Raw genomic sequence first — 24,933 nt, forward strand, 5'->3', positions numbered from 1 at the left:
GCAATCGAATGCGCACAGCTTGCGCCCGGATCGCTTCCGGCATCTCGTCCAAGTAAATCCTCCAGAATGACGCTTTCGCTGTAGCCGTCTGCGGCCGTCTCGGGTGTGAACCGACCAGCAGCGCGCCTCCGTTGTCCGCGCTGGTGATGACCAACAGACAGGCCAGTGCTCTGACCAGCCCTTTTACGGAAGCACTTCCGCCTGAAGGAAGCCGCCTTGCGTGGCGGTCACACCCGTCAGGACCCTGAGTCCAACCACGGCACGCGGGGCGACGGCGCCCCGCCGACAGGGACGGGAACGCCGTGCCTCACATGGCCGCCTTCGCCAAAAACCAGTGGTACAGCTAGCACATCTTTCTGACGCGTAAATAGAACCTGGTCAGGGTGGGTGTGGGCGCGCTGGGTGCCCGGTGGCCGCGGAGGCAGTCAGAGGCAACGCCCTCTGCAACAGGCCTCTGGGGGACCTGAGTTGGCCGATGCAAATCAAAAGTAAACCACTCTGGCGGGGCTCTGTTTCGACCTCGGTCGAGCTGCGATGGGGACGCCTGCCTCCACTCGGGGCCAGGCATACGAAGGCCTCCAGGACGGCCATTCTGGAGACCCTTTCTGGCGCCGATGGAGGTCGGTTCCGGACGCCACGGGCTTGTGGGCCGGGGCGCAGACAGGGCTGGCCGGGCAGCCCAAAGGCGACGCCGGCCGGGTGCCGGTGTTGACGACGACGCCAGGCTCCAGGACCAGGAACTGGCTCAAGTTCGGACGATCCCGGCGACATCGAAGATCATGTCCCTGGGTGTGGTCGGACCGGCGGGCACACCGTCGACCCAGAAGCGCAGGCGTCGGCGCTCGCTCACCGTGCGGTGAAGCTGATCACGGTGGGCAGAGACGTCCCGAGGCCGCCGGATGTGACGTGGACGCCCTCCGATCCGGCTTCGGCCTGGACGGGACGGCCGTCCAGACGCTCCGCCGTGACCGGGTCCACAAGGCCCGGCTGAGTCTTCAGTACGACATGTCCCCTGGCCTCGTCAGGAACATCGGCCACGAAGGCGTAGACGTGGCGCTCGTCGCGGGTCCAACGGACCCACGGGGAGCCGTCCTGCGGCTCGACGGCACCGGGCTCCGGAGGTCTGGTGGCGTGCACGGCACGGGCGTGGGGGGCCATCCAGGACGCCATGCCCTCCAGGACGTCGCGCTGCTCCTGCGGCAGAGTGCCGTCGGCCTTCGGTCCGACGTTGAGCAGCAGGTTCCCGCCGCGCGAAGCGACGTCGACCAGCAGGCGGACGGCGCCCGTCGCAGTCAACAGGTGCTCGGGGCCTTCAACCTGGTTGTAGCCGAAGGAGAATCCGATTCCGCGGCAGTTCTGCCAGCAGGCGGCCGCTTCATTGCCCCGGCCCGACTCGTACTCGGTGGTAAAGAAGTCGACGTGAGCGCTGTCCCAGCGGTCGTTCACCACGCCCTCCGGCACGGTTGCGTAGTAGTGGGAGAAGAGCTCCGGCAGACTGGCCCAGCCGGCTCGGGGCCAGCCCATGTCGTTCCACAACATGTCCGGCCGGTGGCGGTCGATCAGGTCGAGGACCTGCCGGCGCGCGTAGGCGGCGTACGCGGCCTCGTGGGGCCGCCCGTCATCCATGCGATCCTCGTGGAGCACGGGGTCCCGGCGCCCGGCATACCAGTCGATACCGCCGGAGTAGTACACGCCGAACCGCAGGTCACGGGCCCGGACGGCGGCGGCGATGTCGTCGATCAGGTCTCGGCGCGGACCGCGGTGGACGGTGTTGCGGGTACCGGTACCCGGCGCGTCCCACAGGGCTATGCCATCGTGGTGCTTGGTCGTCGGAACGACGTAGCGTGCACCCGCCCGGGCGAACAGGTCCACCCAGTCCGCGGGGTCGAAGAGTTCGGCCTTCCACTCGTCGAGGAATTCATCGTAGGGACGTCCGCCGTGAACGGTGCGGTGATGCTCCTGGGCCGGGCTGCCCTCGATCCGGATCGTGTTCCAGTACCACTCGGCGTACGGGTTGTGCTTGAACCACACATCGGGGTCCACGACGCCGAGAGCGCCGGTGGGCTCAGCCCATGCCGGGACCGAGTACGCACCCCAGTGGACGAAGATGCCGAGTTTGGCTTCGGGGAACCAACCGGGGATCGGCCGGCCGGTCGGAGGGGAATCGCTCATGTGACGGGTCTCCCATGCATCGAATGTGTCTGCCGAGCGGGAACCTTCGCCCGGTCCGGGGCATTTCGGGTCAGGGCCGGGTTCGGACGGCGAGGTCGGCGCCGTCCGCCTCGGTGCCGTAGGCGCCGGTCAGCCGGTCATGCTCGGCTTTCGTGATCGGAAGCACGCAGCCGTGCCGGGGAGTGCGTGGCAGTGCGTAGTCGGAGCAGGGTCTCCAACGGCCTGAATCAAGGTCCTCGGTCTCGAAGGGGACGTAGCCGCGACCACCGAACTCGTCGATGAACAAGTACCACTTGTCTTCGGTGTTGGACTTGAAGACCGCCGGTCCCTCGCCGCGTTCGATCACGTCGGCACCGATGCCGGCCGAGACCGGTTCGTAGGGGGCCGCACACCATCGGTGTGACCGCTGGGCGGCGATGAGCTGTGTGTCGGGCGCATCGACGCCGGAAGGGCGCTCGTCCTTGACGAAACGGTGGTAGACGCCGTCATGGCGGATCACCGCGGCGTCGATGACGTCATGGCCGGGGTCGTACCAGACCTGGGCCGGACCAAAGGTGCGGAAGTCGGCGGTTGGGGCCCAGAGCATGACGTTGTGGGCCAGGCCGGTGCGTTCGGCGTCCGTCTCGGGCCACAGCCGCGACGCCCAGTAGATGACGTACATTCCGGACTCGTCATCCCCATGCGCCTTGGGTGCCCAGGCGTTGCCCGCAGTCCTCGGCGCGACCTCTGCCAGTCGGCCACCGGTCCACGTCACCAGGTCCGCCGAGTCCCACACAGCGATGTGCCGGCTGCCATGGCGCTGCGCCCGCTCCCATGCGTCGCCGTCCGCGTGTCGCGGGTACATCCGGAGATCGGTGGCGAGCAGGTGGAAGCCGGTCCCGAGCGGCGAGCGGACGACAAACGGGTCGCGCAGGCCACCGGTACCGAATGCAGAGGTGATGACAGGTCGTCCTCGGTTCAGCTCATGCCAACGCAGTGGGTCGTTGCCATGGCTGAGCGCGAAGCGGATCTGCTCGCCGTCGGGAGTGTCGTCGCCGGCGAAATACACCAATAGATAACCGGCATATCGGGTCTCGGAAGGAGCGTTCGTCCGGGGTGACGGCTGGGCCATGGGGTTCCTTGGATTGTTCTGTTCCGAGAGGTCCGGTCACGAGTGCGTCCGCGCATCCTGTGGACGCGTCAGACGGATCATGTTCCAGGAAAGGGGTTCGAGTTCGGCGCGGAGCACGCCACCGCTGAGTGTGGTGCCGGTGGCGGTGTGCGGGGTGACACGTTCGGGATCGTGGAGGGTGTTGCGGGCCTCGGGGTCGGCGTCGGCGAGCACCTCGTGCTCGGCAACGGCCAAGGCGTCGAAGCCGCGCAGTTCCACCTCCAGGGGCAGTGCGGACGTCTGGCCGCGGTTGACGGCGAAGACGGTGACCGCGCCCGTGGTGTCGTCGGTGACGGCGGTGGCGTGCAGCAGCGGCACGTTGCCGAACTGTGCCGTGGCGTAGGTGGGGCTTTCCGCTTCCACCCGCAGCACCCGCCCACGTGCGTGCCGGGCGGCCTGGGCGAAGGGGAAGAAGGTCGTCTGCCGCCAGGCCGGGCCTCCCGGCTCGGTCATGATCGGGGCGATGACGTTGACCATCTGCGCGAGCGAGGCAGCGGTGACCCGGTCGGCGTGGCGCAGGAGCGCGACGAGCAGGGAGCCGAGGACGACCGCGTCGGTGACGGTGTAGACGTCCTCCAGCAGGCGCGGTGCCTGTTGCCAGTCCTCCACCGGATGTGGATTGGGGCGGCTCTGGTACCAGACGTTCCACTCGTCGAAAGAGAGGTTGATCCGCTTCGTGGACTTCAGGCGCGCGCCCACATGGTCGCAGGTGGCGACGATGCTTTCGATGAAGTGCTCCATGTCGACGGCGGAGGCCAGGAAGGAGTCGCGGTCGCCCTCCTTCTCCTCGTAGTAGGCGTGCAGCGAGACGTAGTCGACCTGGTCGTAGGCCGCCTCCAGGACCGTGGACTCCCAAGAGGCGAAGGTGCTCATCGCCGAGGAGGAGCTGCCGCAGACGACGAGGTCCAAGTCGGGCTGGATCATCCTCATGGCGCGGGCCGTCTCGGTGGCGAGTCGGCCGTATTCCTCGGCGGTCTTGTGACCGATCTGCCAGGGGCCGTCCATCTCGTTGCCGAGACACCACATCCGGACGCCGTAGGGTTCCTTGCCGCCGTGGGAGACGCGCAGGTCGGACAGTTCGGTGCCGGCGGGGTGGTTGCAGTACTCCAGCAGCCTGACGGCGTCTTCCACCCCGCGGGTACCGAGGTTGACGGCCATCATGGGTTCCGTCCCCGCCTTGGCGCAGAAGTCCATGAACTCGCCGAGGCCGAAGTGGTTGCTCTCGGTCGTCTTCCACGCGAGGTCCAGCCGGGCCGGCCGCTGCTCGGGCGGACCGACGGTGTCCTCCCATCGGTAGCCGGAGACGAAGTTGCCGCCCGGGTACCGCACGGTGGTCACCCCCAGTTCCCGGATCAGTGCCAGGACGTCCTGGCGCAGGCCCTCACGGTCGGCGGCGGGGTGGCCGGGTTCGTGGAGGCCGGTGTAGACGCAGCGGCCCAGGTGCTCGACGAACGATCCGTAGAGGCGTGGATGGACCGTGCCCACGCCGAAGGCAGGGTCGAGGACGATCCGGGCGCCGGCGGTCTTCGGGGCTGACATGTCTGCCTTTCGTTCATGATGAGGTGGAAGCGATGGGCCGACGCCAGGCCTCCCCCCTTCCGGTTGCGGGAGGCCGAGCTGCAGCGTGCCGTGAGGCTGGTGTGCCTGGGCAAAAGGTCCTCACATGCGGTGGACCAGCGCTTCGGCTCGTACAGGGTCGTGATCGATGAGGACCGTCCGGCGCTGCTCGTGCAGGCGGATCGCGGCATGGTCGTCGCTGTGGTCTGTGTGCCTGCCGGACCAGGGTGTACGGGGTTTCGTCATGGGCGGAATCCGAGCGCGAGGGTGATGGGGCGGGCGTTCAGTTCGTACTGGGGCTGGACCCGGGGCCCGCACGATCCGCTGCCGATGCCGTGCTGGGCCGCGTCGAGGTTGACGTAGACCCGGTTGCGGGGCCGGAGATCGGTGGTGTGCCGGGCGGCGTCGAGATCCTCGCTGGTCCAGCGGCGCACGGTCAGGTCCGCGTAGGGGGCGGCCGTGACGGTCAGGCCATTGCCCCGGTCGTCGGACAGTCGGGCGCGCCGTACCTGGCGTCGGTTGCCGTTCTCCTGTGGGAAGGCGTACGGGGTCTGGAGCTCGTCGATGTCGGCGCGGTGCCGGCCGACTCGGACCGCGGCCGTGGTGTCGGCGTATGCCTCGCCCGGACCGAGTCCGAACCAGTCGACGGTCCGGATGTCGGCGGGCAGGGCGAGGCGGATGCCGATGCGGGGCAGCGGGCAGGGCCATGACCCGACCGGTGACGTGTCGAGGAGCAGCAGGAGCTGACTCGGGTCGTCCGCGTCGGCGGTCCAGACGTAGTCGGCGAGCATGGCGAAGTCGGCGCCGGCCGGAGCGGTGCGCGTGGTCACCCGGATCTCGGTGGACGTGGTCCGGACGGTGACGACGCGGTGTTCGAGCCGGTCCAGTCCTGCCTTGCGCCAGTCGTCGGCGACCGGTCCGCCGAAGGTGAGCAGGTCGTTGTCGGTCGGCGCCCGCCACAGATCCAGGGCCGGGCCTTCGACCTCGAGGTCACCGATGCGTCGCAGGGCTCCGGAAATGCTGTCGAACCGGGCGGGTCCAAGCTCCAGGGCCGGCTTCCCGGTGACCGGGGGCAGCAGGCGGGCCGGGCCCCCTGTGGCCGCACGGGCATGGCCCGCGATCTCGGCCTGCGCCCAGGCGATCTCATGGCCGGCCGGGGCCCATGGCTCGTCGGTGGCCAGTTCCGCGGTGACGGTCAGCCACCGCTCGACGTGATCCGCGCGGGGCAGCCGGCAGGCGGCGGTGAGTGCGTCGGGCCACGCCACCTCCACCGCGGCACCTGCCGGCAGGACCGGTACGTCGAGCCGGCCGTCCGCCTGGTGCCGCCCGTCGTCCTCGATCCGCCAACGAAAGCGCAGTCGCCCGGTGTCCCACGTATGGAACAGGTTGTGGACACGCACCGCGCGCTGGTCCGAATCGACGCTGATGCGGACGGGTTCGACGGTCTTCTGGTACTCCAGCAGGCCGGGCGAGGGTGTGCGGTCGGAGAAGACCAGTCCGTCGCAGACGAAGTTGCCGTCGTGGACGGGCTCTCCGAAGTCTCCGCCGTAGGCGATGTAGTCGCGGCCGTCGGCGGTCCGGCGGCGGATGCCGTGGTCGATCCACTCCCAGACGAACCCGCCGTGCATCCGCCGGTGGTTCTCGAAGATCTCCTGGTACTCGCGCAGCCCGCCGGGGCCGTTGCCCATCGCGTGGGCGTACTCGCACAGGATGAACGGCAGCCGTCTTCGTCTGGCGTCCAGGGCCGGGTCGCGGGTGACGGCATCCTGGCCGCGGGCGATCAGGCCCAGCTCGTCGTACTCCACGTACATGCGGCTGTAGACGTCCGTGTACCCGCAGTTGTCGTCGCCCTCGTAGTGGATGAGCCGCTCGGGGTCGCGGTCGCGCGCCCAGGCCGCCATCGCCTCCAGGTTGGCACCGTGGCCGGATTCGTTGCCGAGTGACCACATGACGACGCTGGGGTGGTTCTTGTCCCGCTCGACCATGCGGCGCATGCGGTCGAGGAACGCCTCGCGCCAGCGCGGGTCGTCGCTGGGGTTGCCCTGCCAGCCGACGAGGAAGAAGCCGTGGGTCTCCAGGTCGCACTCGTCGATCACCCACAGGCCGTACTCGTCGCACAGGTCGAGGAAGGCGGAGTCGGGCGGGTAATGACTGGTGCGTACGGCGTTGATGTTGTGGCGCTTCATGAGCAGCACGTCGGCCAGCATGTCGTCCTGGGTGAGGGTGCGCCCGGTGTCCGGGTGCCACTCGTGCCGGTTGACGCCGCGGAACAGCAGGGGCCGGCCGTTGGCGAGGATCAGGCCGCCTTCGACCTCGATCCGCCGGAACCCGATCCACAAAGGGATGCGCTCCCCGTCCGTCACCAGCTCGCCGTGGTGGAGCCTGGGCTGTTCCGCGGACCACGGCTCGACGCCGGGCACGGTGTGCGGGCCGGCCGGGTCGGCGTCGGCGATGCCGAGTTCGGGGACGAAGAGCCTGGCCGGGCTTCCGCTGGTGTCGATGGACAGCACGCCCGTGCCGGTGAGGTGGTCGTAGTCGGCGTGGACGTGGAAGTCCAGCAGGGATCCGTGCGGTCGGGACAGCAGGGTGACCGGCCGGAAGATGCCCGACAGCCACCACATGTCCTGGTCCTCCAGGTAGCTGCCGGCCGACCACTGGTGCACCCGGACGGCGAGGAGGTTGCGCCCGGGCCGCAACGCGCCGGTGACGTCGAACTCGGTGGGCAGCCGGCTGCCCTTGCCGTCACCGAGCAGGACGCCGTTGAGCCAGACCGCGAAGCAGGAGTCGACGCCCTCGAAGCGCAGTACGGTGCGCCCGTCCGGCCAGTTCTCGGGGCGGTCGAACGCGCGGCGGTACTCACCGGTCGGGTTGGCGTCCGGGACCTGCGGCGGGTCCAGCGGGAAGGGGTAGATCTGGTTGGTGTAGGCGGGAGACCCGAACCGGGGTGCGTCGGGAAGCCCGTCCAGCTGCCAGCTCGACGGTACGGCAATGGTCTCCCAGCTGCTGTCGTCGAAGTCCGGCTTCTCGAAGCCTTCCGTGGTCCGTGGCAGATCCGGGGCCAGGTGAAAACGCCATCGGCCGGTCAGGTCGAGCAGCGACGCGTCGGAGGTGAACGCGGCCCGGGCCGGTTGCCGGCCGTTGCCGGGCGAGAAGCTCTCGACGTAGGCGTGGGGGGTGGAGTCGTTCACGGACTCGCTGATGGGCGGCAAGGATCATCCTTGGGTCGTGGACTGGGACGCGGGCGGTCCAGCAGCCCGTAGAAGCGCACAACGCCGGAAAGGCGGGGCTCAGCCCTTGAGGCCGGAGGTGGCGACGCCCCGGGCGAAGGAGCGCTGGGCGACGAAGAACAGCACCAGGACGGGCAGGACATAGAAGATCGTTCCTGCGGCCAGGACGTTCTTGAGCACGATGCCGTTCTCGCTGTAGCCGGCGGCCATGGCCACGCCGAGGGTGGTGTTGTCGCCCTGGAGGAAGATGCTCGGGGTGATGAAGTCGCCCCACACCCAGGTGAAGGAGAGGATGAACGAGGTGGCGATCACCGGCCTGACCAGCGGCAGGAAGATCTGAACGAAGATGCGGAAGTACCCGCAGCCGTCCAGGATCGCGGCCTCTTCCAGTTCGCGGGGCAGACCGGCGAACGCCTGCCGGAAGAGGAAGACGTTGAACGGCGAGGACGCCAGCCCCCACAGCACCCACGGCCAGTAGGTGTTGATCAGGTCCAACCTGGTGAAGATCACATAGGTCGGGATGACGGTGAGGATCTGCGGCACCATCGTGGTCGCCAGCATGATCGTGAACAGGGGCCCCCGTCCGCGACCGCGTAGTCGGGCGAAACCGAAGCCGACCAGGGAGCTCGACGCGGTGACCAGCACCGCGGAGATACCGGCGAGGAAGATGGTGTTGCCGGTGTAGCGCGCGAAGTCGATCATCGTGAGGGCGGAGTGGAAGTTCCCCCACTCCGGGTGCTGCGGCAGGAGGTGCACGTGGACGCTGGAGTTCTCGGCGCCGCTCTTGAGCGCGTACAGCGTGTTCCATACCAAAGGGGCGAGGAACAGCACGGACAGCGTAATGAGGACGCCGTACAGCAGTAGCCGGCTGCGCCGCCGGGCGAGGGCGTTGCGGTTGGCCAGGGTCACCTTGGGAGTCGTCACTGCTCTGCTCCGTCCTGGTCGACTTCGTAGTAGACCCACCGTGCGCTGGAGCGCATCACCAGCACCGTGACAGCCAGGATGACCAGGAAGAGGATCCACAGCAGGGCGGCGCCGTAGCCGAATTTCTGGTAACTGAAGAATTGGGCGTACACATTGACCATGTAGAGGTGGTTGCCCTGCGGGACGCCGGTGTCGACGGCGCCGCCGGCGTTGCCGCCGGTCGCCGGGGCCATCAGCAGGGGCTGGACGAGGGTCTGCAGCGTGCCGATCAGGCTGAGCACCAGCTGGAAGAAGATCATCGGGCTGAGCAGCGGCAGCGTGATGTGCCAGAACCGGCGCCATGGGCCGGCTCCGTCCATCGAGGCGGCTTCCAGCAGCTCGGCCGGAATGGCCTGCAGCCCCGCCAGGAAGACGACCATGCCTCCGCCGAGTCCCCACAGGGAGAGCAGGACGAGGATCAGGAAGGCGTGCGGGTCGATCAGCCAGGAGACCGCGTCGATCCCGAACCAGGAGAGGATGCCGTTGATCAGCCCGGTGTCGCGGTCGAACATCAGCTTGAACATCAGCGCGGTGGCCACGATGGGCACCACCGACGGCAGGTAGAAGATGGTGCGGAAGACGCCGACCGCGCGAATGCGCTGGTTGAGAAGTACCGCGAAGGCCAGACCGCCGGCCAGACTGAGCGGTACGACGATCACCGCGTACAGTCCGGTGCGGCGCAGGCTGGCCCACACGAGCGGATCGTGCAGGGCGGTGGTGTAGTTCTGCCAGCCCACCCAGCTCCAGTTGCCCGACAGCCCGTCGAAGTTGGTGAAGCTCAGCAGCAGGGCGTACACCATCGGTACGGCTGTGAGTGCGAGGCAGCCGATGATCCATGGTGAGACGAACGCGTAGAATTTCCAGGTGGGATAGCGCTTCCAACCTCGGCCACGGGACCGTGGGGTTCGAGCCGGGGCCGTCGGGTGGCGCCCGGCGGTCGTCCCTTCCTGTGCGAGCACTGACATGTTCCTGCTTCCTGTGTGCGGGCCCGGTGTCAGGCGCCGAGCTGCTGCTTGCCCTGCTGAACGATCCCGTCCACGGCCGTCTGCAGCTTGCGGATCGCGGCGTCCAGTGACGTCTGGCCCTTCATGGCCGACTCGATGTTGGTGGTGATCGCGGCCTCGACGGCTGTGAAGTTCGCGTAGGGGGAGAACTGCAGGACGGTGAGGTTCTTCAGGTTGTCCATCTGCACCTGGTAGTGCTGCTTGTCGAACGCCGTGGTGTGCGGCAGCAGGGAGCGGAAGTGCTTGACCGCGGGCAGGCCGGCCCCGGCCTTGAAGTGGGCCTCGGCCGGTGCGCCGCCCCGCCAGAACTCCAGGAACTTGAAGGCGAGGTCCTTGTGCGCGGCCTTCTTCGGGATCCACACGCCGGTGCCGGTCATACAGGCGTCCACCCGGGTCGATCCCATCTGGGGCGCGGGCAGGAATTCCGACGCGGCGGCGATGCGAGCACGATTCGCGCCGGCGTCGGCGCCGTTGATCTCCCCGCCGAACCAGTAGCCGTAGGAGACGATGGCGATGCGGCCGGCGTCGTACAGCGGACCCTGCCAGTCGGTGGTCGGATCCAGGGGTCCCGGGCCGACCCGGGCCTTGCCCCAGTCCACGTACCACTGCAGGGCCTTGCGCGCTTCCGGGGTGGTGAAGTCGGCCTTGGTGAAGTCGTCGTTCCACAGGGAGCCGCCCTGCTGGGAGACCATCTGCATCAGGTGGGCCTGGTTGACGAAGTTCCACACCGGGTCGAAGCCGTAGACGTCGACCTTTCCGCCCTTGCGGACGGTCAGCCGCTTGCCGAGGTCCAGCAGTTCGTCGTAGCTGACGGTGTCGGTGGCCTTGAGGTGGGGGACCTTGGCCTTGTCGAACAGATCCTTGTTGAACCACAGCATGGCGTCCTGCGAGAAGTCGCTGGGGAAGCCGTAGAGGGAGCCCTTGCCCTGCCGCTTGCCGTCGAAGCGGTAGATGCCGACGACCGGGTCGAGGTCTGCCGCCTTGAAGACGGAGCTCTTGGCGAAGTACGGGTCGAGGTTCTCCACCAGGCCCCGGGCGATGAGGTTGGGCATCTCCGAGGCGCCGTTGGTGCGCACCAGGTCCGGGGGGTTGCCCGCGGTGATGGACGCGTTCAGCTTGACCTGGTCGTACTTCGAGACCACGACCTTGCAGTCGTTCTGCTGCTCGAACACGGCGAGCTGCTTGCCGAGCTCGGTGTCCACACTGTCGACCATGACATGGAGCGTCGGGTGGGAATCGCTGCCCGAAGACCCCGAACCGCAGGCGCTGAGCACGCCGCCGCCCAGGATGGCGCCGCCGCCGACGGCGGCGGATCTGCCGAGGAAGCCTCTGCGGGAGAGGGGGTACTGGTGCATGAGAAGAACTCCTTGCGGGTAGCTGGCATTGCCCCGAGCCCGGCGTCGTCGGGTGAACGAGTGCGGTTGTCCCACGCGGGGCGACAGGGGGAAGGCGGACGGCTGCGAGAAACTTCAGGCACGGCAGGTGACCGGCGAGGGCAGCGGACGGCCCGGCACGGACCAGCCGAGGGGCGCGGAGGAAGGTTTCTGCGAGGCGGTCCGGCCGGCGGGGAGGCAACCGAAGGCCGGACCGTCCCGGGTCTTGCGGCAACAGCGGGACGGCTGCCGGGAGAGGCTCAGCCGGCCGGTGGCGCGCACGTCGCGCGCACCACGACCTCCGGACTGAGCAGGGAGACATCGGGGGGAACGGGCTGCTTGTCACGGATCGCGTTGAGCAGCAGTCCGGTGGCGTCGCGGGCCATGCGCCGCTTGGGCAGGCTCACGGTGGTCAGGGGCGGATGGGCGTGCGCGGCCTGCGGAATGTCGTCGATGCCGATGACCGCGACGTCCTCCGGGACCCGTAGGCCCTGATGACGCAGTGCCTCGGTGACGCCGAGCGCGATGGCGTCGGTCGAAGTCAGCACGCAACTGGGCTTGTTGCCCGAGCCGAGCGCACGCAGCATGGCGGCGTACCCGGATTCGGAGGTTGCCTCAGGAGCCGCCAGCACCGAGTCGTCCGGCACGGTGACACCCACTTCCGCGAACGCCCGGCGCATGCCCTGAACGCGGATCTGGTGCGCCGGAAGGTCGGCGATCACCACGGGCCGCCGGTGGCCGAGCTTGTGCATGTGGCGGCCGGCCAGGTAGCCCGCCTTCTCGTAGTCCACGGTGACGACGGGGAGACCGCCCGGTGGAGTGGTCTCCCAAGCGCAGAGAACCACGGGTACTCCCATGCGCTCCAGCAGCGGCACGTCGCCGAGATCCCGGTCCTCCGCCACCAGCACCGCGTCCACGGACCTGCTGGAAAGGCTGGCGAGGTGGCGCCTGGCCCGCTCCCCGTCGCCCCGGGTGGTCGCGAGCAGCAGATGGTAACCGTGCATCTCGAGCAGGGTCTCCACCTCCTCCACCACGGCCGAGTAGAACGGGTTGGCCACGGTGGGCACGATGAAGCCGACCGTCATGGTGGTACCGGTGGCCAGACCCCTCGCGACGAGGTTCGGCTGGTAGCCGAGTTCCGCGATCGCGGCCTCCACCTTGGCCTTGGTGCGAGGACTGACGACCGCTCGGCCGCGGACGACGTTGGAGACCGTCTGCTTGGTCACCCCGGCGCGCCGGGCGACGTCATCCATCGTGACCATGGGCTCACCTCCCTTCCCTTTGACCGGTAAAACCTTGGCGGCGAGTGGAAAGTAGCCAGGCCGCTCCAGAGAAGTCAAGAGGGATGAAGAGGATCTGTTGAGCGACTCGACGGGCCGCAAACCCGGCATTGTCAGATGTCTTGACGGTGACGACACGCAAAGTTAGCGTCCGTCCCGAACTTCATTTGACCGATAAAAACGGTCGGAGTCCAACGACCCCATCCCCTCACCACCAGCGCAGCTGTCGTTACATCGACGCCGGGGCTCTCGGCCGGCCTACCCACGCCGTCACGCCGTCCTGTCCCCACCTCCGGGCCTGACCGAGAGGGAAATGGTCATGCCACCGGCCAACCAACCACCCACCCACCGAAGCCCAGGCGCCCGGAAGAGCGGCGGAGACCGAGCACATCGTGGTTGCTGTCGACCGTCCTCGCCGTCGGACCGGCGGGTACGGCCGGGGGAAGCACCGCGGTGCCCTGCACGCCCGGTCCGGACCGGCCACCCTGACCGTCCGACCTGGGGATCACCGTCGCAGAGAGCGCGGTCCGCGCCGCCGTCGAACCCGGCCTCCGCTGGTGCAACCCCCTCCAGCGCAACGCTGACAGCTCGATCGCCGCCCGGCAGCGGCACCCCCGCAACGTACAGGTACACCCGGCTCGGAACAGCACTCATCTCGCACCCTGGCGTACCGGCGGTGCCCCTGCCGCGGGGTCCCCGGCTTCGCACCGGCCCTCGCAGCCTTTTTCCTGATGCCCGGCGCGCCCGCCATCGGACGGCCCGCCCGACCGCATTCCCCAGGAGTCGCGCATGACGACCGCCATGCCGAGAATCGGCAGCCCCTCCCCCGACGTGAACGACCGCCCCTGGACAAGACCGCCCTGTCGACCGGCCGGCGCGTCGAAGCGTTCCTCGACCGCCTCACCCCGGAGGGAGGGGCCGAGCAGTCGGGCAGCGTCCGGCAGGACCTCGACCCCGACCGCCTGGCTGCGGCCCTTGGCACAGGCGGCCGACGTCCATGCCTTCCGCCTCGCCTTCACCTGTCTTGAAGGCAGAATCATCGGCGAGCCCGGCGAGGTCCGGCTGCACGGCGGCCGCTCCGGCGAGGCACACGCCCCCGTGCCGCTCCGGCTCGTGGGAAAGCCGCGGTACGAATCGTTCCTGCACCGCCGCTGCGCGCCCTTCGGCATCGAGCGTGCCGGATGATCCGCATCCTCCTGCCGCGCGGGCGGCGTCTCGTCCTCACGATCGTCAGCTGTCTGGCCGTCCTCGCCACCGGCGCCGGAGCGGCAGCACTCCACCACCGCGGTACCCGCCCCGCGGCGACGAGCGCTTCCCGGCCGGGCCTGATCGCGGTCCGCACCGGCGATGCCTACCCGCTCGCGGCCGGCCGCGGACGGCTCACCCTGGTGTCCTTCCTGACCGTCCAGCCCGACACCGCCGCGTCGCCCTCGCGCAGTCAGGCCGTGGTGCTCACCAGCCTGGCCACGCAGTACGGCGCCCGCGGGCTGCGCGTGGCGATCGTCGCCGCCGACCCCGCCTCCGTGCCGCAGGAGACCCTGCTCAACACCTCGTACGACTGGGGCCTGGAGTCCGTCGCTCTGCTGCAGGATCCCCGTCACCGCGCAGCCCGGAAGTACGCGGTGACCGCGTCCCCGACTTCCTTCCTCATCGGCGGCACCGGCCAGGTGCTTGCCCGCTGGGACGGCTACCTGCTGACCGCGAAGGCCGCAGCGGCCATCACGTCCCACCTCGACTCCCGCTCGTAGCAATCGCAGCACGCGCAGCGGTGAGACCATCCCCACCCGTCTCCAGGAGTGATTGTGCAAAGACGCATGTCATCGCTGTTCCGCGGCTGGCGAAGAGCCTTCGCTGTCACCGCGTCCGTGCTGGCTCTCGGCACCGCCCAGTTGGTGGCCACCGCAGGACCCGCCACCGCCGCGACCACCACCTACTACGTGGACTGCTCGGCAAGCACCAACGGCTCCGGCACCCAGGCCAGCCCCTGGAACGCCACCTCCCCCGTCAACGCCGCCACCTTCCAGGCCGGCGACTCGATCCTCTTCAAGCGCGGCACCACCTGCTCCGGTTCCCTGGCCCCGCAGGGCTCGGGCAGCAGCAGCGCGACCATCACCGTGGACGCCTACGGCACGGGAGCCCGCCCGGTCATCGCCGCGGGCAGTACCGCAAGCGCCGCGTTCAAGCTCTCCGACCAGAGCTACTGGGACATCCAGAACCTGGAGATCACCGGCGGGGTGAGCTACGGCGTCTTCGTCACCGGCAGCACCGCCGGGGCGACCCTCGACCACATCCACCTGACCAACCTCGACGTGCACGGCGCCACAGCCACCACCTCCACCCGCGGTGACTCCGGCGAGGTGTACGTCTATCCCACCGGCAATCAAGAGGTCATCGACGACGTCCTGATCGACGGTGTCACCGCGCACGACTCCAACGTCTCCGAAGGCATCTTCGTCGGCGGCACCTGCGGCGCCTTCTCCCCCTGCTCCACCACCTTCGGCGCCCCCGGCACCATCCCCATCGGGCAGAACATCACCATCACGAACTCGTCGAGCTACAACATCGCGGCCGACGGCATCCTGCTGACGATGGCGCAGAACAGCAGCATCGAGCACAGCACCGCCTACAACTCGGGCTCCTGCAGCTCGTGCACCAGCACGCCCAGCGGGCTGTGGGAGTGGTACTGCCAGACCTGCACCTTGCAGTACAACGAGGCGTACGACAACCACACCTACAACGCGAACGACGGCGGCGCGTTCGACATCGACAACTACAACTCGAACAACACGCTGCAGTACAACTACGGGCACGACAACGACGGCTACTGCCTGGCCGTGTACGACAGCGGCGGGTACAAGGACACCAACAACATCTTCCGCTACAACGTCTGCGCCAACAACGTACGCAAGGCAGCGGCACGCTGGGGTGACGTCTACATCACCAACAACGTGCAGAGCATGCAGATCTACAACAACACGTTCTACGCGAACCCCGCGAACAGCGCGCAGTTCCTGGGCGTGGAGGGCGGCATCAGCGGATACTTCCGGAACAACGTCGTCTACTCGACCAACGCGAACCTGCTCAAGAGCAGCACGCCGGGCTTTGTCGACGACAACAACGTCTACTACGTGACCACCGGAGCCACCCCCACCTTCAACCTCACCGGGACGTCCTACAGCGGGCTCGCCGCCTACCAGTCGGGGACCGGCCAGGAAGAGCACTCCGTGGTCGCGGACCCACTGCTGAACACTCCGACGTACCACGGGACCGGCATGTCGCTCACGGCCGACACGCTCCAGGCCGGATCGCCCGCGTACAACCTGGGCGTGAATGTCTGCCAGGGCAACCCCAGCTGCTCCATGGGCTCCACCGACTATTTCGGCAACCCCGTCACCACCGGCGGCGTCCACAACGCCGGCGCCTTCGACGCCGCCGCCCCCCACACTCCGCCGAACAACACCGGCTTCGAGAGCGGCAGCTGCTCCTCGTGGCACTGCTACGGGGGCGGCTCGGCCGTCACCGGCAACGCCCGCACGGGCAGCTACGCCGTCCGGCTGCCCCAGAACATCGACGCCGGCGCCGAGCAGACCATCACCGGACTCTCCCCCAACACCACGTACATCCTGCGCGGTTTCGGGAAGGCCGGCGTGTCCGGGCAGTGCGTCTACCTGGGCGCCAAGCAGTACGACGGCACCAGCAACCAGGTCTCGACCTGTCTGGGCAGCACCACCTACACGGGCGGCTCGGTCACCTTCACCACCGGCGCGAGCAACACCAGCGCGGTCGTGTACTTCTACAGCCCGTCGGCCAACTCCGCGGCCGGCTACGGGGACGACCTCTCCCTGAGCGCCACCCCGGCCCCGCACACCTACGGTTCGCTGCAGAACACCGCGTCGACGACCTGCCTCGATGTCCCCGGCGCCACCCACACCACGGGCACCCAGCTCGACATCTGGACCTGCGGGTGGGGCGCCAACGGGCGGTGGACGAAGGGTTCCAACCATTCGCTGCAGGTCTACGCGCCCACCGCGCTCTGCCTGGACGTGCAGAACGGCGCCACCACCTCCGGCTCGGCCGTGATCATCAACACCTGCTCCGGCAGCACCAGCCAGCAGTGGACCTTCAACTCCAACGGCACCATCACCGGAACAGCGTCCGGTCTGTGCCTGGGCCCAGCGGGCGGCGGAACAGCCAACGGCACCAAGACGCAGATCCAGACCTGCTCCGGAGCAGGCAGCCAGAAGTGGACCATGGTGTGACCGCGTAGCCGCGCAGCCCGCACAGCCCGCACAGCACCACCATCCGCTCCAGCCCAAAGACGCCCGGTCACCTCGCGACCAGGGCGACCGAACCAACTCTCGTTCGATCACAGTGGAGGAGTTCACCCGTGGGTGCTCGAAAGTGGAGACTCAAAGCCAGGAGAACGATCCTGGCCTTCGGCACGGTCGCCGCACTGGCCATCAGCGGCGTGATCAGCACGCCCATGGCATCACAGGCCGCCACGCAGGAACCCTGCGACATCTATGCCGCCGGTGGCACCCCGTGCGTGGCCGCGCACAGTACCACCAGGGCGCTGTACAGCTCGTACGACGGAGCGCTTTACCAGGTCAGTCGCGCGTCGGACAACACCACGATGGACATCGGCCCGGTGAGCCCGGGCAGTTACGCCAACGCCGCCGCGCAGGACTCCTTCTGCGCCGCCACCACCTGCCTCATCACCGTCATCTACGACCAGTCCGGGCGGGGCAACGACCTCACCCAGGCGCCCGGGGGCGGCGCGGCCGGCGGCCCGGACAACCTCGCCAACGCCGCCATCGCGCCCGTAACGGTCGCCGGCCACAAGGTGTACGGCGTCTACGTGGCGGCGGGCACCGGCTATCGCAACAACAACACCTCGGGCATCGCGACCGGCGACCAGCCGGAGGGCGAGTACGCGATCTTCGACGGCACGCGCTACAACAGCGGCTGCTGCTTCGACTACGGCAACGCCGAAACGGACAACACTGACGACGGCAACGGCACCATGGAGGCCATCTACTTCGGCAGCAACACGTCCTGGGGCCGCGGCGGCGGCACCGGACCCTGGATCATGGCCGACATGGAGAACGGCCTGTTCTCCGGCGTGAACGCCGGCACCAACTCCAACGACCCGACGATCAACTACCGGTACACCACCGCCCTGCTCAAGGGCGGGCCGAACCAGTGGGCGATCCGCGGCGGCAACGCACAGTCCGGCGGCCTGTCCACCTTCTACAACGGAGTGCGTCCCAATCCAGCGGGCTACAACCCGATGAAGAAGCAGGGCGCCATCGTCCTCGGCATCGGCGGCGACAACAGCAAGGCCGGCGTAGGCACCTTCTACGAAGGCGTGATGACCTCGGGCTACCCCTCCGACGCCACCGAGGACTCCGTGCAGGCCAACATCACCGCCACCGGCTACAGCACTCTTGCGACCGGCTGGACGAAGATCGGCAACGTCACCAGTGGCCTCGTGGTCGACGGCGGTGGGAACGTCGCCGCCGGCTCCGCGGTCAAGCAGTGGAACAACATCGCCAGCGCCAACCTGCAGTGGCATTTCATCGATCTGGGGAACGGGTACTACGAGATCGTCAACGACACGAACGGCCTGGTCATCGACAGCGGGGGCAACACCACGCGCGGGTCGTCTCCCATCGAGGAACCATGGAGTGGCAGCGACAACCAGGAATGGCAGGTCAAAAGCGTCGGTAGCGGCAACTACCAGATCATCAACCGCGGCACCAGCCTCTGCCTGGACGGTGGCGGTGCCACCACCGCGGGGTCCGCGCTGAAGATGTGGTCGGTCGGCCCCAGCAACAACCTGCAGTGGACCATCACCTCGGTCTGAGCCCAACTCTTCCGGTGCCGGTCCGCCCGCCCGACCGGGCGGCCAGCACCGCACGGCTCAGTTTGTGGCGATGGCGGGCTGTCGGTCACCGTCCGTGTGGTCGAGGTGTTCTTCGAGTCTGTCGCCTTCAACGTCGGGATCGGGGACGAGGCGACCATACCAGCGCGGGTGGTACCAGATCCTGGCGCCGACGAGGGCCATGACGGCGGGGACCAGGGTGAGGCGGACCACGAGGGCGTCGACCAGGACTCCGACGGTGAAGCTGAAGCCGATGGCCTTGAGCGTGGGGTCGGGGTCGAGCAGGACGGCCACGAAGATCGAGGCCATCCTGGTCGCCATCGCCAACTCGGGCGTCCAGACCACCACTGGCCCGGACTTCGTCCACGGCCTGCGCACCGCGCGATTCACCGCCGCCACCCTCACCCTCCTCGGCGTCGGAATCGCTATCACTCTGCGCCGACCCACCCCCACCCCAACACCCGCCGCGACCAGCACGAAGCAGCGGACGGAATCCGGCATCTCCGCCTGAGTCAAAGATTTCGCCGATCGCCCCACCCACCGCGGGGGCGATCGGCGACGTCCGGCAATCGGCCACGACCGGCCCCGGCTGTGACGGGACGCGGTAGTTGGAACCCGGATCAGCTGGTGACCTGCTGGTTCGAGCCACGCGGGTAACGCTTGCCCAGGTCAGAGACGGCGAAGGGCCCTGTCGACCGCCCTGTTCAACCTGGAAGCGACGCTCTTCCACTGCGAGTTGACCGACCAGCTCCCGTGTCGTCACTCGCCGGACCGGGCCGACATGCGGGCCCGGGAGTGGGCCCGTGTCCCGGCAGGGCTGGCGGACACGATGCAGCACCACCTGCAGCAGATCGCCGGAACAATGCGGCCGGGCACCGTGAAGAAGGCCGAGCTGACGCTGCGGGAGTTCGCCCTCCTGGTCGCCGCGGAAGACACGGACGTCAGCTTTGTTGCCGAGCTCAAACGGCGGCACGTCGAACGCTACCGGCAGTGGCTGCTGGAGCGGCCGGCTGCCCGCGGCGGACCGCTGCACCGGCACACCGTCCGCGACCGCCCCAGCAAACTCCGCGGCTTCCTCCGCCGCCTGGATGGTGGGACGCCGCCGACCGGCCGCCCCGCCAGCTGATCTTCGGCAGCGACTTCCCGATCGCGGACGAACCACTGCCCCGTTTCCTGGACGACGCCGCGGCCGCCGAACTGCTGGCAGCCGCCCGCCAGGATCCCGATCCGTTCGCCCGGCTGGCCATCGAGATCCTCGCCCGCACCGGGATGCGCCGCAGCGAGATGCTCGGCGTCACCATCGACGCGGTCATGCAGATCGGCTCCGCCTACTGGCTCCGCGTCCCGGTCGGCAAGATGCACACCGACCGCTACGTCCCCCTGCATCCGCAGCTCAAGAGGCTGCTCGACGACTGGCTGCTGCACCGGCCCGAGGGCCTGCGGAGGACACCTCGTGGGTGTACTTCCGAGTGCATCAGAATCCGAGATGTCTCCTCTGGAACGGCACTCGACCACGGCTGTACGCCGGGTACTGTCGCGCTCCAAAGTGCGGGAGCCGGCCGACGTCGCGCCCTGCCGTGCGTGGCGTGTTCGTCGGCCGGTCCGCGGTTCAGCTGTCCTGGTTCTGCCTGCTGCCGAGGCTGAGCAGGGTGTAGACCAGCAGGGCGGAGGCCAGGCCGACGGCCCAGCCGTAATCGGCCAGGGGCTTGAGGAACGGAATGACGCCGTCGGCGGGGAAGGGGCCCTGCTTGACGCCCTTGACCACGGTCGAGTACGAGCCGCCGACGGCCAGGACACCGCCGATCACGAAGGCGGCCACCGCGCGCAGGTTCCAGCCGCCGGTGTACCAGTAGCGGCCGTCGGACTGGTACAACTCCCCCAGCGCCAGGCGCGTACGGCGCATGATCCAGTAGTCGGCGATGAGGATGCCGGACACGGTGCCGAGCAGACCGCCGACGAAGCCGAGCCAGGTGAAGATGTACACGTGCGGGTTGGCGATCAGCTTCCACGGCATGATCAGGATGCCGACCACGCCGGTGATCAGCGCTCCGGTGCGGAAGCTGATCAGTCGCGGCAGCAGGTGCGACAGGTCGTACGCCGGGGAGACGACATTGGCGGCGATGTTCACCGACAAGGTCGCCACCATCACGATCAGCAGCGCGAACAAGGCTCCGACCGTGTTGCTCATCTTCGCACTCAGCGCGATCGGATCCCAGATCGGCGCCCCGTAGACGGCCTGGGAGCCGGACGTGACCAGCACCGACAGGATCGCGAACAGCGTCATCGTGGTCGGCAGGCCCAGGGCCTGGCCCCACAGCTGGGCGCGCTGACTGCCGCCGAAGCGAGTGAAGTCGGGGATGTTCAGCGACAGCGTGGACCAGAAGCCGATCATGCCCATCAGAGAGGGGAAGAACACCTTCCAGAACCCGCTGCCCCAGCCCAGGCGCGAGGGCTGGTCCAGCAGCGGACCGAAGCCGCCCGCCTTGGCCGCCATGAACCCCAGCAGCACCAGCGCGCCGACGATCACCAGCGGCGCCGCCCAGTTCTCCACCCTGCGCAGCGTCTCCATGCCGCGGGTGATGATGGCGACCTCAACCAGCCAGAACACCACGAACGACAGCCACTGCGTCCACGGCGTGCCCGATATCGCGCCGGCGTTCAGCCAGCCGTGACCGAACAGCTTGCCGGCCAGCAGGAAGATGCCCTCTCCACCGATCCAGGTCTGGATGCCGAACCAGCAGCACGCCACCGCCGCCCGCACCATCGCCGGCAGGTTCGCCCCGCGCACCCCGAACGACGCCCGCGCGAACACCGGGAACGGGATCCCGTACTTGGTGCCGGCATGACCGGTCAGCAGCATCGGCACCAGCACGATCACGTTCGCCAGCGCGATCGTCAGCACCGCCTGCTTCCAGTCCATCCCCAGCGCCACCAGCCCCGACGCCAGCGTCCACGACGGAATACAATGCGCCATTCCCACCCAAAGGGCGAGATAGTTGTAAGTCCCCCAAGTCCGGCGCGCGATCGGCACCGGCACCAGGTCCTCGTTGGCGAAACGCGAATCATCCAGCACCGCCGGATCGGACAAGGCGACCCGGCCGTCCGGATACGCATGCTCTACAACGGCCGGATCGGCCGGGGTTCTTCCACTGGAGGACATCGGGACCACCTCGTATCGCGAAGGCTCATCTGGGGATGCGGACTCCGGGAAGCTCAACTCACTCCCGGGAGTACGACGAACGATGGACGAGCCGACCAGCCGCGCGAGCAGACGCACCGCCGCCGTGGGTCGACCCACCCCGGTATCAACCGCGCACAGCGGACACATGCTCGCGCGACCAGCGCGACCGGTGACGAAAACGCTGGTCAGCGCCCTGCCACGCCGTATGTGTTCTCTCGTGCGCGACCCACAGCGCCGAGAAGTTGTACGTGGTCCAGGTGCGCTTCTCGACCGGGACCGGCAGCAGGTCCTCGTTGGCGTAGGGGCCGCTGGGCGCGGGCGCGCCAGGCGCGATCTCCACCCGGCCGTCGGTGAGCGTGACTTGAGCGACGGGCGGGCCCTCGCTGGGGACGGTCTCGGTCATGGGCAGGCCAATCAAGTGAGGAGTGACGGGAGAGGCCGTGCGGGTGACGCCGTGGGGGGTTGTGCGGGTGCGGTGGTGCGGTGATCCCCTTCCCGGGACGGAGGGAAGGGGACGTATGGGGAGGGGGAGCGGTGGCCGCAGTAGGGCCGGGGGGCGGCCGGAGGCCGGCCGCCCGGAGCGGGCTTGTCAGCCGTTGACGGCCGGGATGACCTTCGACCCGTACGCGTCGATCACGGCCTCCTGCGCGTCGTGCATGTCGTACACCGCGAACTGGTCCACGCCCAGGGCGCGCAGCGCCTTCAGCTTCTCGATGTGCTGCTCGGCCGTGCCGATCAGGCAGAACCGGTCGACGATCTCGTCCGGCACGAACTTGGTGTCGGGGTTGTCGCTGCGCCCGTGGTGGGAGTAGTCGTAGCCCTCGCGGGCCTTGATGTAGTCGGTGAGTTCCTCGGGTACGGCGGCGGAGTGCTCGCCGTACTTGGAGACCAGGTCGGCCACGTGGTTGCCGACCATGCCGCCGAACCAGCGGCACTGTTCACGCGCGTGGGCGAGGGCCTCCGGCGAGTCGTCCTCGGTGATGTACGCGGGCGCGGCCACGCAGATCTTCACCTCGGCGGGGTCACGCCCGGCCTCGACGGCCGCGTCCTTCACGGCCTTGACCATGTACTCGGTGAGATAGAGGTCGGCGAGCTGGAGGATGAACCCGTCGGCCTCCTCGCCGGTCATCTTCAGGGCCTTGGGACCGTACGCGGCCATCCAGACCGGGAGTTCGGCACCCGGCTTGACCCAGGGGAACTTGACGACGGTGCCGCCGAGGTCGGCCTCCTCGCCTCGGCCGAGGGCGCGGATGACCTTCATCGCGCCGCTGATGCGGGCGAGCGTGTTGGGCTTGCGTCCGGCGACGCGCATCGCCGAGTCGCCGCGCCCGATGCCGCACACCGTGCGGTTGCCGTACATGTCGTTGAGCGTCGCGAAGGTGGAGGCGGTGACCTCCCAGGTGCGGGTGCCCGGGTTGGTGACCATCGGGCCGACCGTCAGCTTCTCGGTGTTCGCGAGAATCTGACTGTAGATCACAAAGGGTTCCTGCCACAGGACGGCCGAGTCGAAGGTCCAGCCGTACGTGAAGCCGTTGCCCTCGGCGCGCTTCATCAGGTCGATGACGCGGGAGGCCGGGGGGTCGGTCTGCAGGACGAGTCCGAAGTCCATGGCGCCACTCCTAGTCGCTCAGAGAAGGTACTGACAGGTGGAACGGGGGGTGTAGACGCCGTGCCCCGCGCGTCCGGTGAACTCCCGCTCGGTGATGACCGGTTCGCCGCGCGAGAGCACGGTCTCGACCTGTCCGGTGACGCGCTTGCCCTCGTAGGCCGAGTAGTCGACGTTCATGTGGTGGGTCTCGACCGACATGACCTGCTCGGCTCGCGGGTCGTAGATGACGATGTCGGCGTCGGCGCCCGGCGCGATGGTGCCCTTCTTCGGGTACAGGCCGAACATCCGGGCCGGGGTGGCGCAGGCGATCTCGATCCAGCGGCGGCGCGAGATGTGCCCGTCGACGACGGCCTGGTGGAGCAGGTCCATGCGGTTCTCGACGCCCGGAAGGCCGTTGGGGATCTTCGAGAAGTCGCCCCGGCCGAGCTCCTTCTGGCCCACGAAGCAGAAGGGGCAGTGGTCCGTCGACACGACCTGGAGGTCGTTGGTACGCAGGCCCCGCCACAGGGCGGCCTGGTGCTCCTTGGGCCGAAGGGGCGTGCTGCACACGTACTTCGAGCCTTCGAAGTCCGGTTCCGCGAGGTTGTCGGTCGACAGGAACAGGTACTGCGGGCAGGTCTCGCCGAAGACGTTCAGGCCCTCGTCACGCGCCCGTGCGATCTCGGCGACCGCCTCCTGCGCCGAGACGTGCACGACGTAGAGCGGAGCGCCCGCGACCTGGGCGAGTTTGATGGCGCGGTGGGTGGCCTCCGCCTCCAGGAGCGCCTTGCGCACCTCGCCGTGGAAGCGCGGGTCGGTCTCGCCGCGCGCCAGCGCCTGTTCCACGAGGACGTCGATCGCAATGCCGTTCTCCGCGTGCATCATGATCAGGCCGCCGTTCTCGGCGGAGCGCTGCATGGCGCGCAGGATCTGGCCGTCGTCGCTGTAGAAGACGCCGGGGTAGGCCATGAACTGCTTGAAGGAGGTGACGCCCTCCTGGACCAGCAGGTCCATCTCCTTGAGCGTCTCCTGGTTGACGTCGGAGACGATCATGTGGAAGGCGTAGTCGATGGCGCAGTTGCCGTCGGCCTTGGCGTTCCACGCGTCGAGGCCCTCGCGCAGTGAGCGGCCGACGCTCTGCACCGCGAAGTCGACGATGGTGGTGGTGCCGCCCCAGGCCGCGGCCCGGGTGCCCGTCTCGAAGGTGTCCGAGGCGAAGGTGCCGCCGAAGGGCAGCTCCATGTGGGTGTGGGCGTCGACGCCGCCCGGGATGACGTACTTGCCGGTGGCGTCGATGGTCTTCTCGGCCGTCCACGACTCGGCCGCCGGGGTGCCGGTCGCGGCGAGGGCGACGACCCGGCCGTCCTCGATCAGGACGTCGGCGTGGATCTCGTCGGACGCGGTGATGACGAGGCCATTACGGATGACGGTACGGCTGCTCATGCTCCCTCTCTCCTGCCGTGCGCTGGATGCGGTGCGCTGAAAACTGCGGGTCACTCGTGGCTGGTCGCGCCCACGCGGCGGAGCCGCGCCATGCCACGGCCCCGCGCCCCG

Annotated in this window: 20 protein-coding genes; 6 read left to right on the forward strand and 14 right to left on the reverse strand. The window is 68.5% G+C overall.

The window, feature by feature from the left end:
• Positions 1 to 846: 846 nt before the first annotated feature.
• The 9 genes from ACIRA5_RS25445 to ACIRA5_RS25485 form a co-directional block, all read right to left on the reverse strand.
• Positions 847 to 2,172, reverse strand: coding sequence for an alpha-L-fucosidase (locus ACIRA5_RS25445; RefSeq protein WP_403694012.1), 1,326 nt, complete (start codon positions 2,170 to 2,172; stop codon positions 847 to 849).
• A 70-nt stretch (positions 2,173 to 2,242) separates the two neighbouring features.
• A complete protein-coding gene (locus tag ACIRA5_RS25450) occupies positions 2,243 to 3,283 on the reverse strand; it encodes a glycoside hydrolase family 43 protein (protein WP_403694014.1) in 1,041 nt (346 codons plus the stop codon).
• Positions 3,284 to 3,319: 36 nt separating this feature from the next.
• Positions 3,320 to 4,861 carry an alpha-N-arabinofuranosidase gene (locus tag ACIRA5_RS25455; protein ID WP_403694015.1) on the reverse strand — a complete coding sequence of 514 codons (1,542 nt, stop codon included), beginning with the start codon at positions 4,859 to 4,861 and terminating at the stop codon, positions 3,320 to 3,322.
• A gap of 120 nt (positions 4,862 to 4,981) precedes the next feature.
• Positions 4,982 to 5,125 carry a hypothetical protein gene (locus tag ACIRA5_RS25460; protein WP_403694017.1) on the reverse strand — a complete coding sequence of 48 codons (144 nt, stop codon included), beginning with the start codon at positions 5,123 to 5,125 and terminating at the stop codon, positions 4,982 to 4,984.
• Positions 5,122 to 8,088 carry a glycoside hydrolase family 2 TIM barrel-domain containing protein gene (locus tag ACIRA5_RS25465; RefSeq protein ID WP_403694019.1) on the reverse strand — a complete coding sequence of 989 codons (2,967 nt, stop codon included), beginning with the start codon at positions 8,086 to 8,088 and terminating at the stop codon, positions 5,122 to 5,124. Before ACIRA5_RS25465 ends, ACIRA5_RS25460 begins: the two co-directional genes overlap by 4 nt.
• Before the next feature lie 78 nt (positions 8,089 to 8,166).
• Positions 8,167 to 9,030 carry a carbohydrate ABC transporter permease gene (locus ACIRA5_RS25470; protein ID WP_403694021.1) on the reverse strand — a complete coding sequence of 288 codons (864 nt, stop codon included), beginning with the start codon at positions 9,028 to 9,030 and terminating at the stop codon, positions 8,167 to 8,169.
• On the reverse strand, positions 9,027 to 9,869 hold the full coding sequence (locus ACIRA5_RS25475) for a carbohydrate ABC transporter permease (protein WP_403694023.1): 843 nt from the start codon (positions 9,867 to 9,869) through the stop codon (positions 9,027 to 9,029). Before ACIRA5_RS25475 ends, ACIRA5_RS25470 begins: the two co-directional genes overlap by 4 nt.
• Before the next feature lie 194 nt (positions 9,870 to 10,063).
• The gene (locus tag ACIRA5_RS25480) at positions 10,064 to 11,428 is read right to left on the reverse strand and encodes an ABC transporter substrate-binding protein (protein WP_403694025.1); all 1,365 of its coding nucleotides are present in this window, start codon (positions 11,426 to 11,428) and stop codon (positions 10,064 to 10,066) included.
• Between the two features lie 278 nt (positions 11,429 to 11,706).
• Positions 11,707 to 12,708 carry a LacI family DNA-binding transcriptional regulator gene (locus ACIRA5_RS25485; protein ID WP_403694026.1) on the reverse strand — a complete coding sequence of 334 codons (1,002 nt, stop codon included), beginning with the start codon at positions 12,706 to 12,708 and terminating at the stop codon, positions 11,707 to 11,709.
• A gap of 807 nt (positions 12,709 to 13,515) precedes the next feature.
• Between ACIRA5_RS25485 and ACIRA5_RS25490 the strand changes: the two genes are divergently transcribed.
• The 4 genes from ACIRA5_RS25490 (at position 13,516) to ACIRA5_RS25505 (ending at position 18,592) form a co-directional block, all read left to right on the forward strand.
• Positions 13,516 to 13,911, forward strand: a complete 396-nt coding sequence (locus ACIRA5_RS25490) for a hypothetical protein (RefSeq protein ID WP_403694027.1) — start codon at positions 13,516 to 13,518, stop codon at positions 13,909 to 13,911.
• Positions 13,908 to 14,474, forward strand: a complete 567-nt coding sequence (locus ACIRA5_RS25495; RefSeq protein WP_403694028.1) for a TlpA family protein disulfide reductase — start codon at positions 13,908 to 13,910, stop codon at positions 14,472 to 14,474. Before ACIRA5_RS25490 ends, ACIRA5_RS25495 begins: the two co-directional genes overlap by 4 nt.
• A gap of 66 nt (positions 14,475 to 14,540) precedes the next feature.
• On the forward strand, positions 14,541 to 16,985 hold the full coding sequence (locus ACIRA5_RS25500; protein ID WP_403694030.1) for a ricin-type beta-trefoil lectin domain protein: 2,445 nt from the start codon (positions 14,541 to 14,543) through the stop codon (positions 16,983 to 16,985).
• 128 nt (positions 16,986 to 17,113) lie between these two features.
• Positions 17,114 to 18,592 carry an arabinofuranosidase catalytic domain-containing protein gene (locus tag ACIRA5_RS25505; protein WP_403694032.1) on the forward strand — a complete coding sequence of 493 codons (1,479 nt, stop codon included), beginning with the start codon at positions 17,114 to 17,116 and terminating at the stop codon, positions 18,590 to 18,592.
• A gap of 57 nt (positions 18,593 to 18,649) precedes the next feature.
• On the opposite strand, the gene ACIRA5_RS25510 is transcribed toward ACIRA5_RS25505, so the two are convergent.
• Positions 18,650 to 19,009 carry an MMPL family transporter gene (locus ACIRA5_RS25510; RefSeq protein WP_403694033.1) on the reverse strand — a complete coding sequence of 120 codons (360 nt, stop codon included), beginning with the start codon at positions 19,007 to 19,009 and terminating at the stop codon, positions 18,650 to 18,652.
• A gap of 382 nt (positions 19,010 to 19,391) precedes the next feature.
• On the opposite strand from ACIRA5_RS25510, the gene ACIRA5_RS25515 reads away from it, so the two are divergent.
• Positions 19,392 to 19,736 (forward strand): hypothetical protein, encoded by a 345-nt coding sequence (locus ACIRA5_RS25515; RefSeq protein WP_403694034.1) that lies wholly within the window; start codon positions 19,392 to 19,394, stop codon positions 19,734 to 19,736.
• A 74-nt stretch (positions 19,737 to 19,810) separates the two neighbouring features.
• A complete protein-coding gene (locus tag ACIRA5_RS25520) occupies positions 19,811 to 20,254 on the forward strand; it encodes a tyrosine-type recombinase/integrase (protein ID WP_403694458.1) in 444 nt (147 codons plus the stop codon).
• Here the strand turns inward: ACIRA5_RS25520 and ACIRA5_RS25525 are convergent.
• The 4 genes from ACIRA5_RS25525 to hydA form a co-directional block, all read right to left on the reverse strand.
• Positions 20,220 to 21,770 (reverse strand): NCS1 family nucleobase:cation symporter-1, encoded by a 1,551-nt coding sequence (locus ACIRA5_RS25525; protein WP_403694035.1) that lies wholly within the window; start codon positions 21,768 to 21,770, stop codon positions 20,220 to 20,222. The genes ACIRA5_RS25520 and ACIRA5_RS25525 overlap by 35 nt on opposite strands.
• Positions 21,771 to 21,915: 145 nt before the next feature.
• Positions 21,916 to 22,194 (reverse strand): hypothetical protein, encoded by a 279-nt coding sequence (locus ACIRA5_RS25530; protein ID WP_403694036.1) that lies wholly within the window; start codon positions 22,192 to 22,194, stop codon positions 21,916 to 21,918.
• Between the two features lie 186 nt (positions 22,195 to 22,380).
• Positions 22,381 to 23,400 carry a TIGR03842 family LLM class F420-dependent oxidoreductase gene (locus tag ACIRA5_RS25535; protein WP_403694037.1) on the reverse strand — a complete coding sequence of 340 codons (1,020 nt, stop codon included), beginning with the start codon at positions 23,398 to 23,400 and terminating at the stop codon, positions 22,381 to 22,383.
• An 18-nt stretch (positions 23,401 to 23,418) separates the two neighbouring features.
• Positions 23,419 to 24,822 (reverse strand): dihydropyrimidinase, encoded by a 1,404-nt coding sequence (gene hydA / locus ACIRA5_RS25540; RefSeq protein WP_351306761.1) that lies wholly within the window; start codon positions 24,820 to 24,822, stop codon positions 23,419 to 23,421.
• Between the last annotated feature and the right edge of the window lie 111 nt (positions 24,823 to 24,933).

It is taken from the genome of Streptomyces sp. NPDC096311 (genome assembly GCF_044763085.1).
GTDB lineage: Bacteria > Actinomycetota > Actinomycetes > Streptomycetales > Streptomycetaceae > Streptomyces.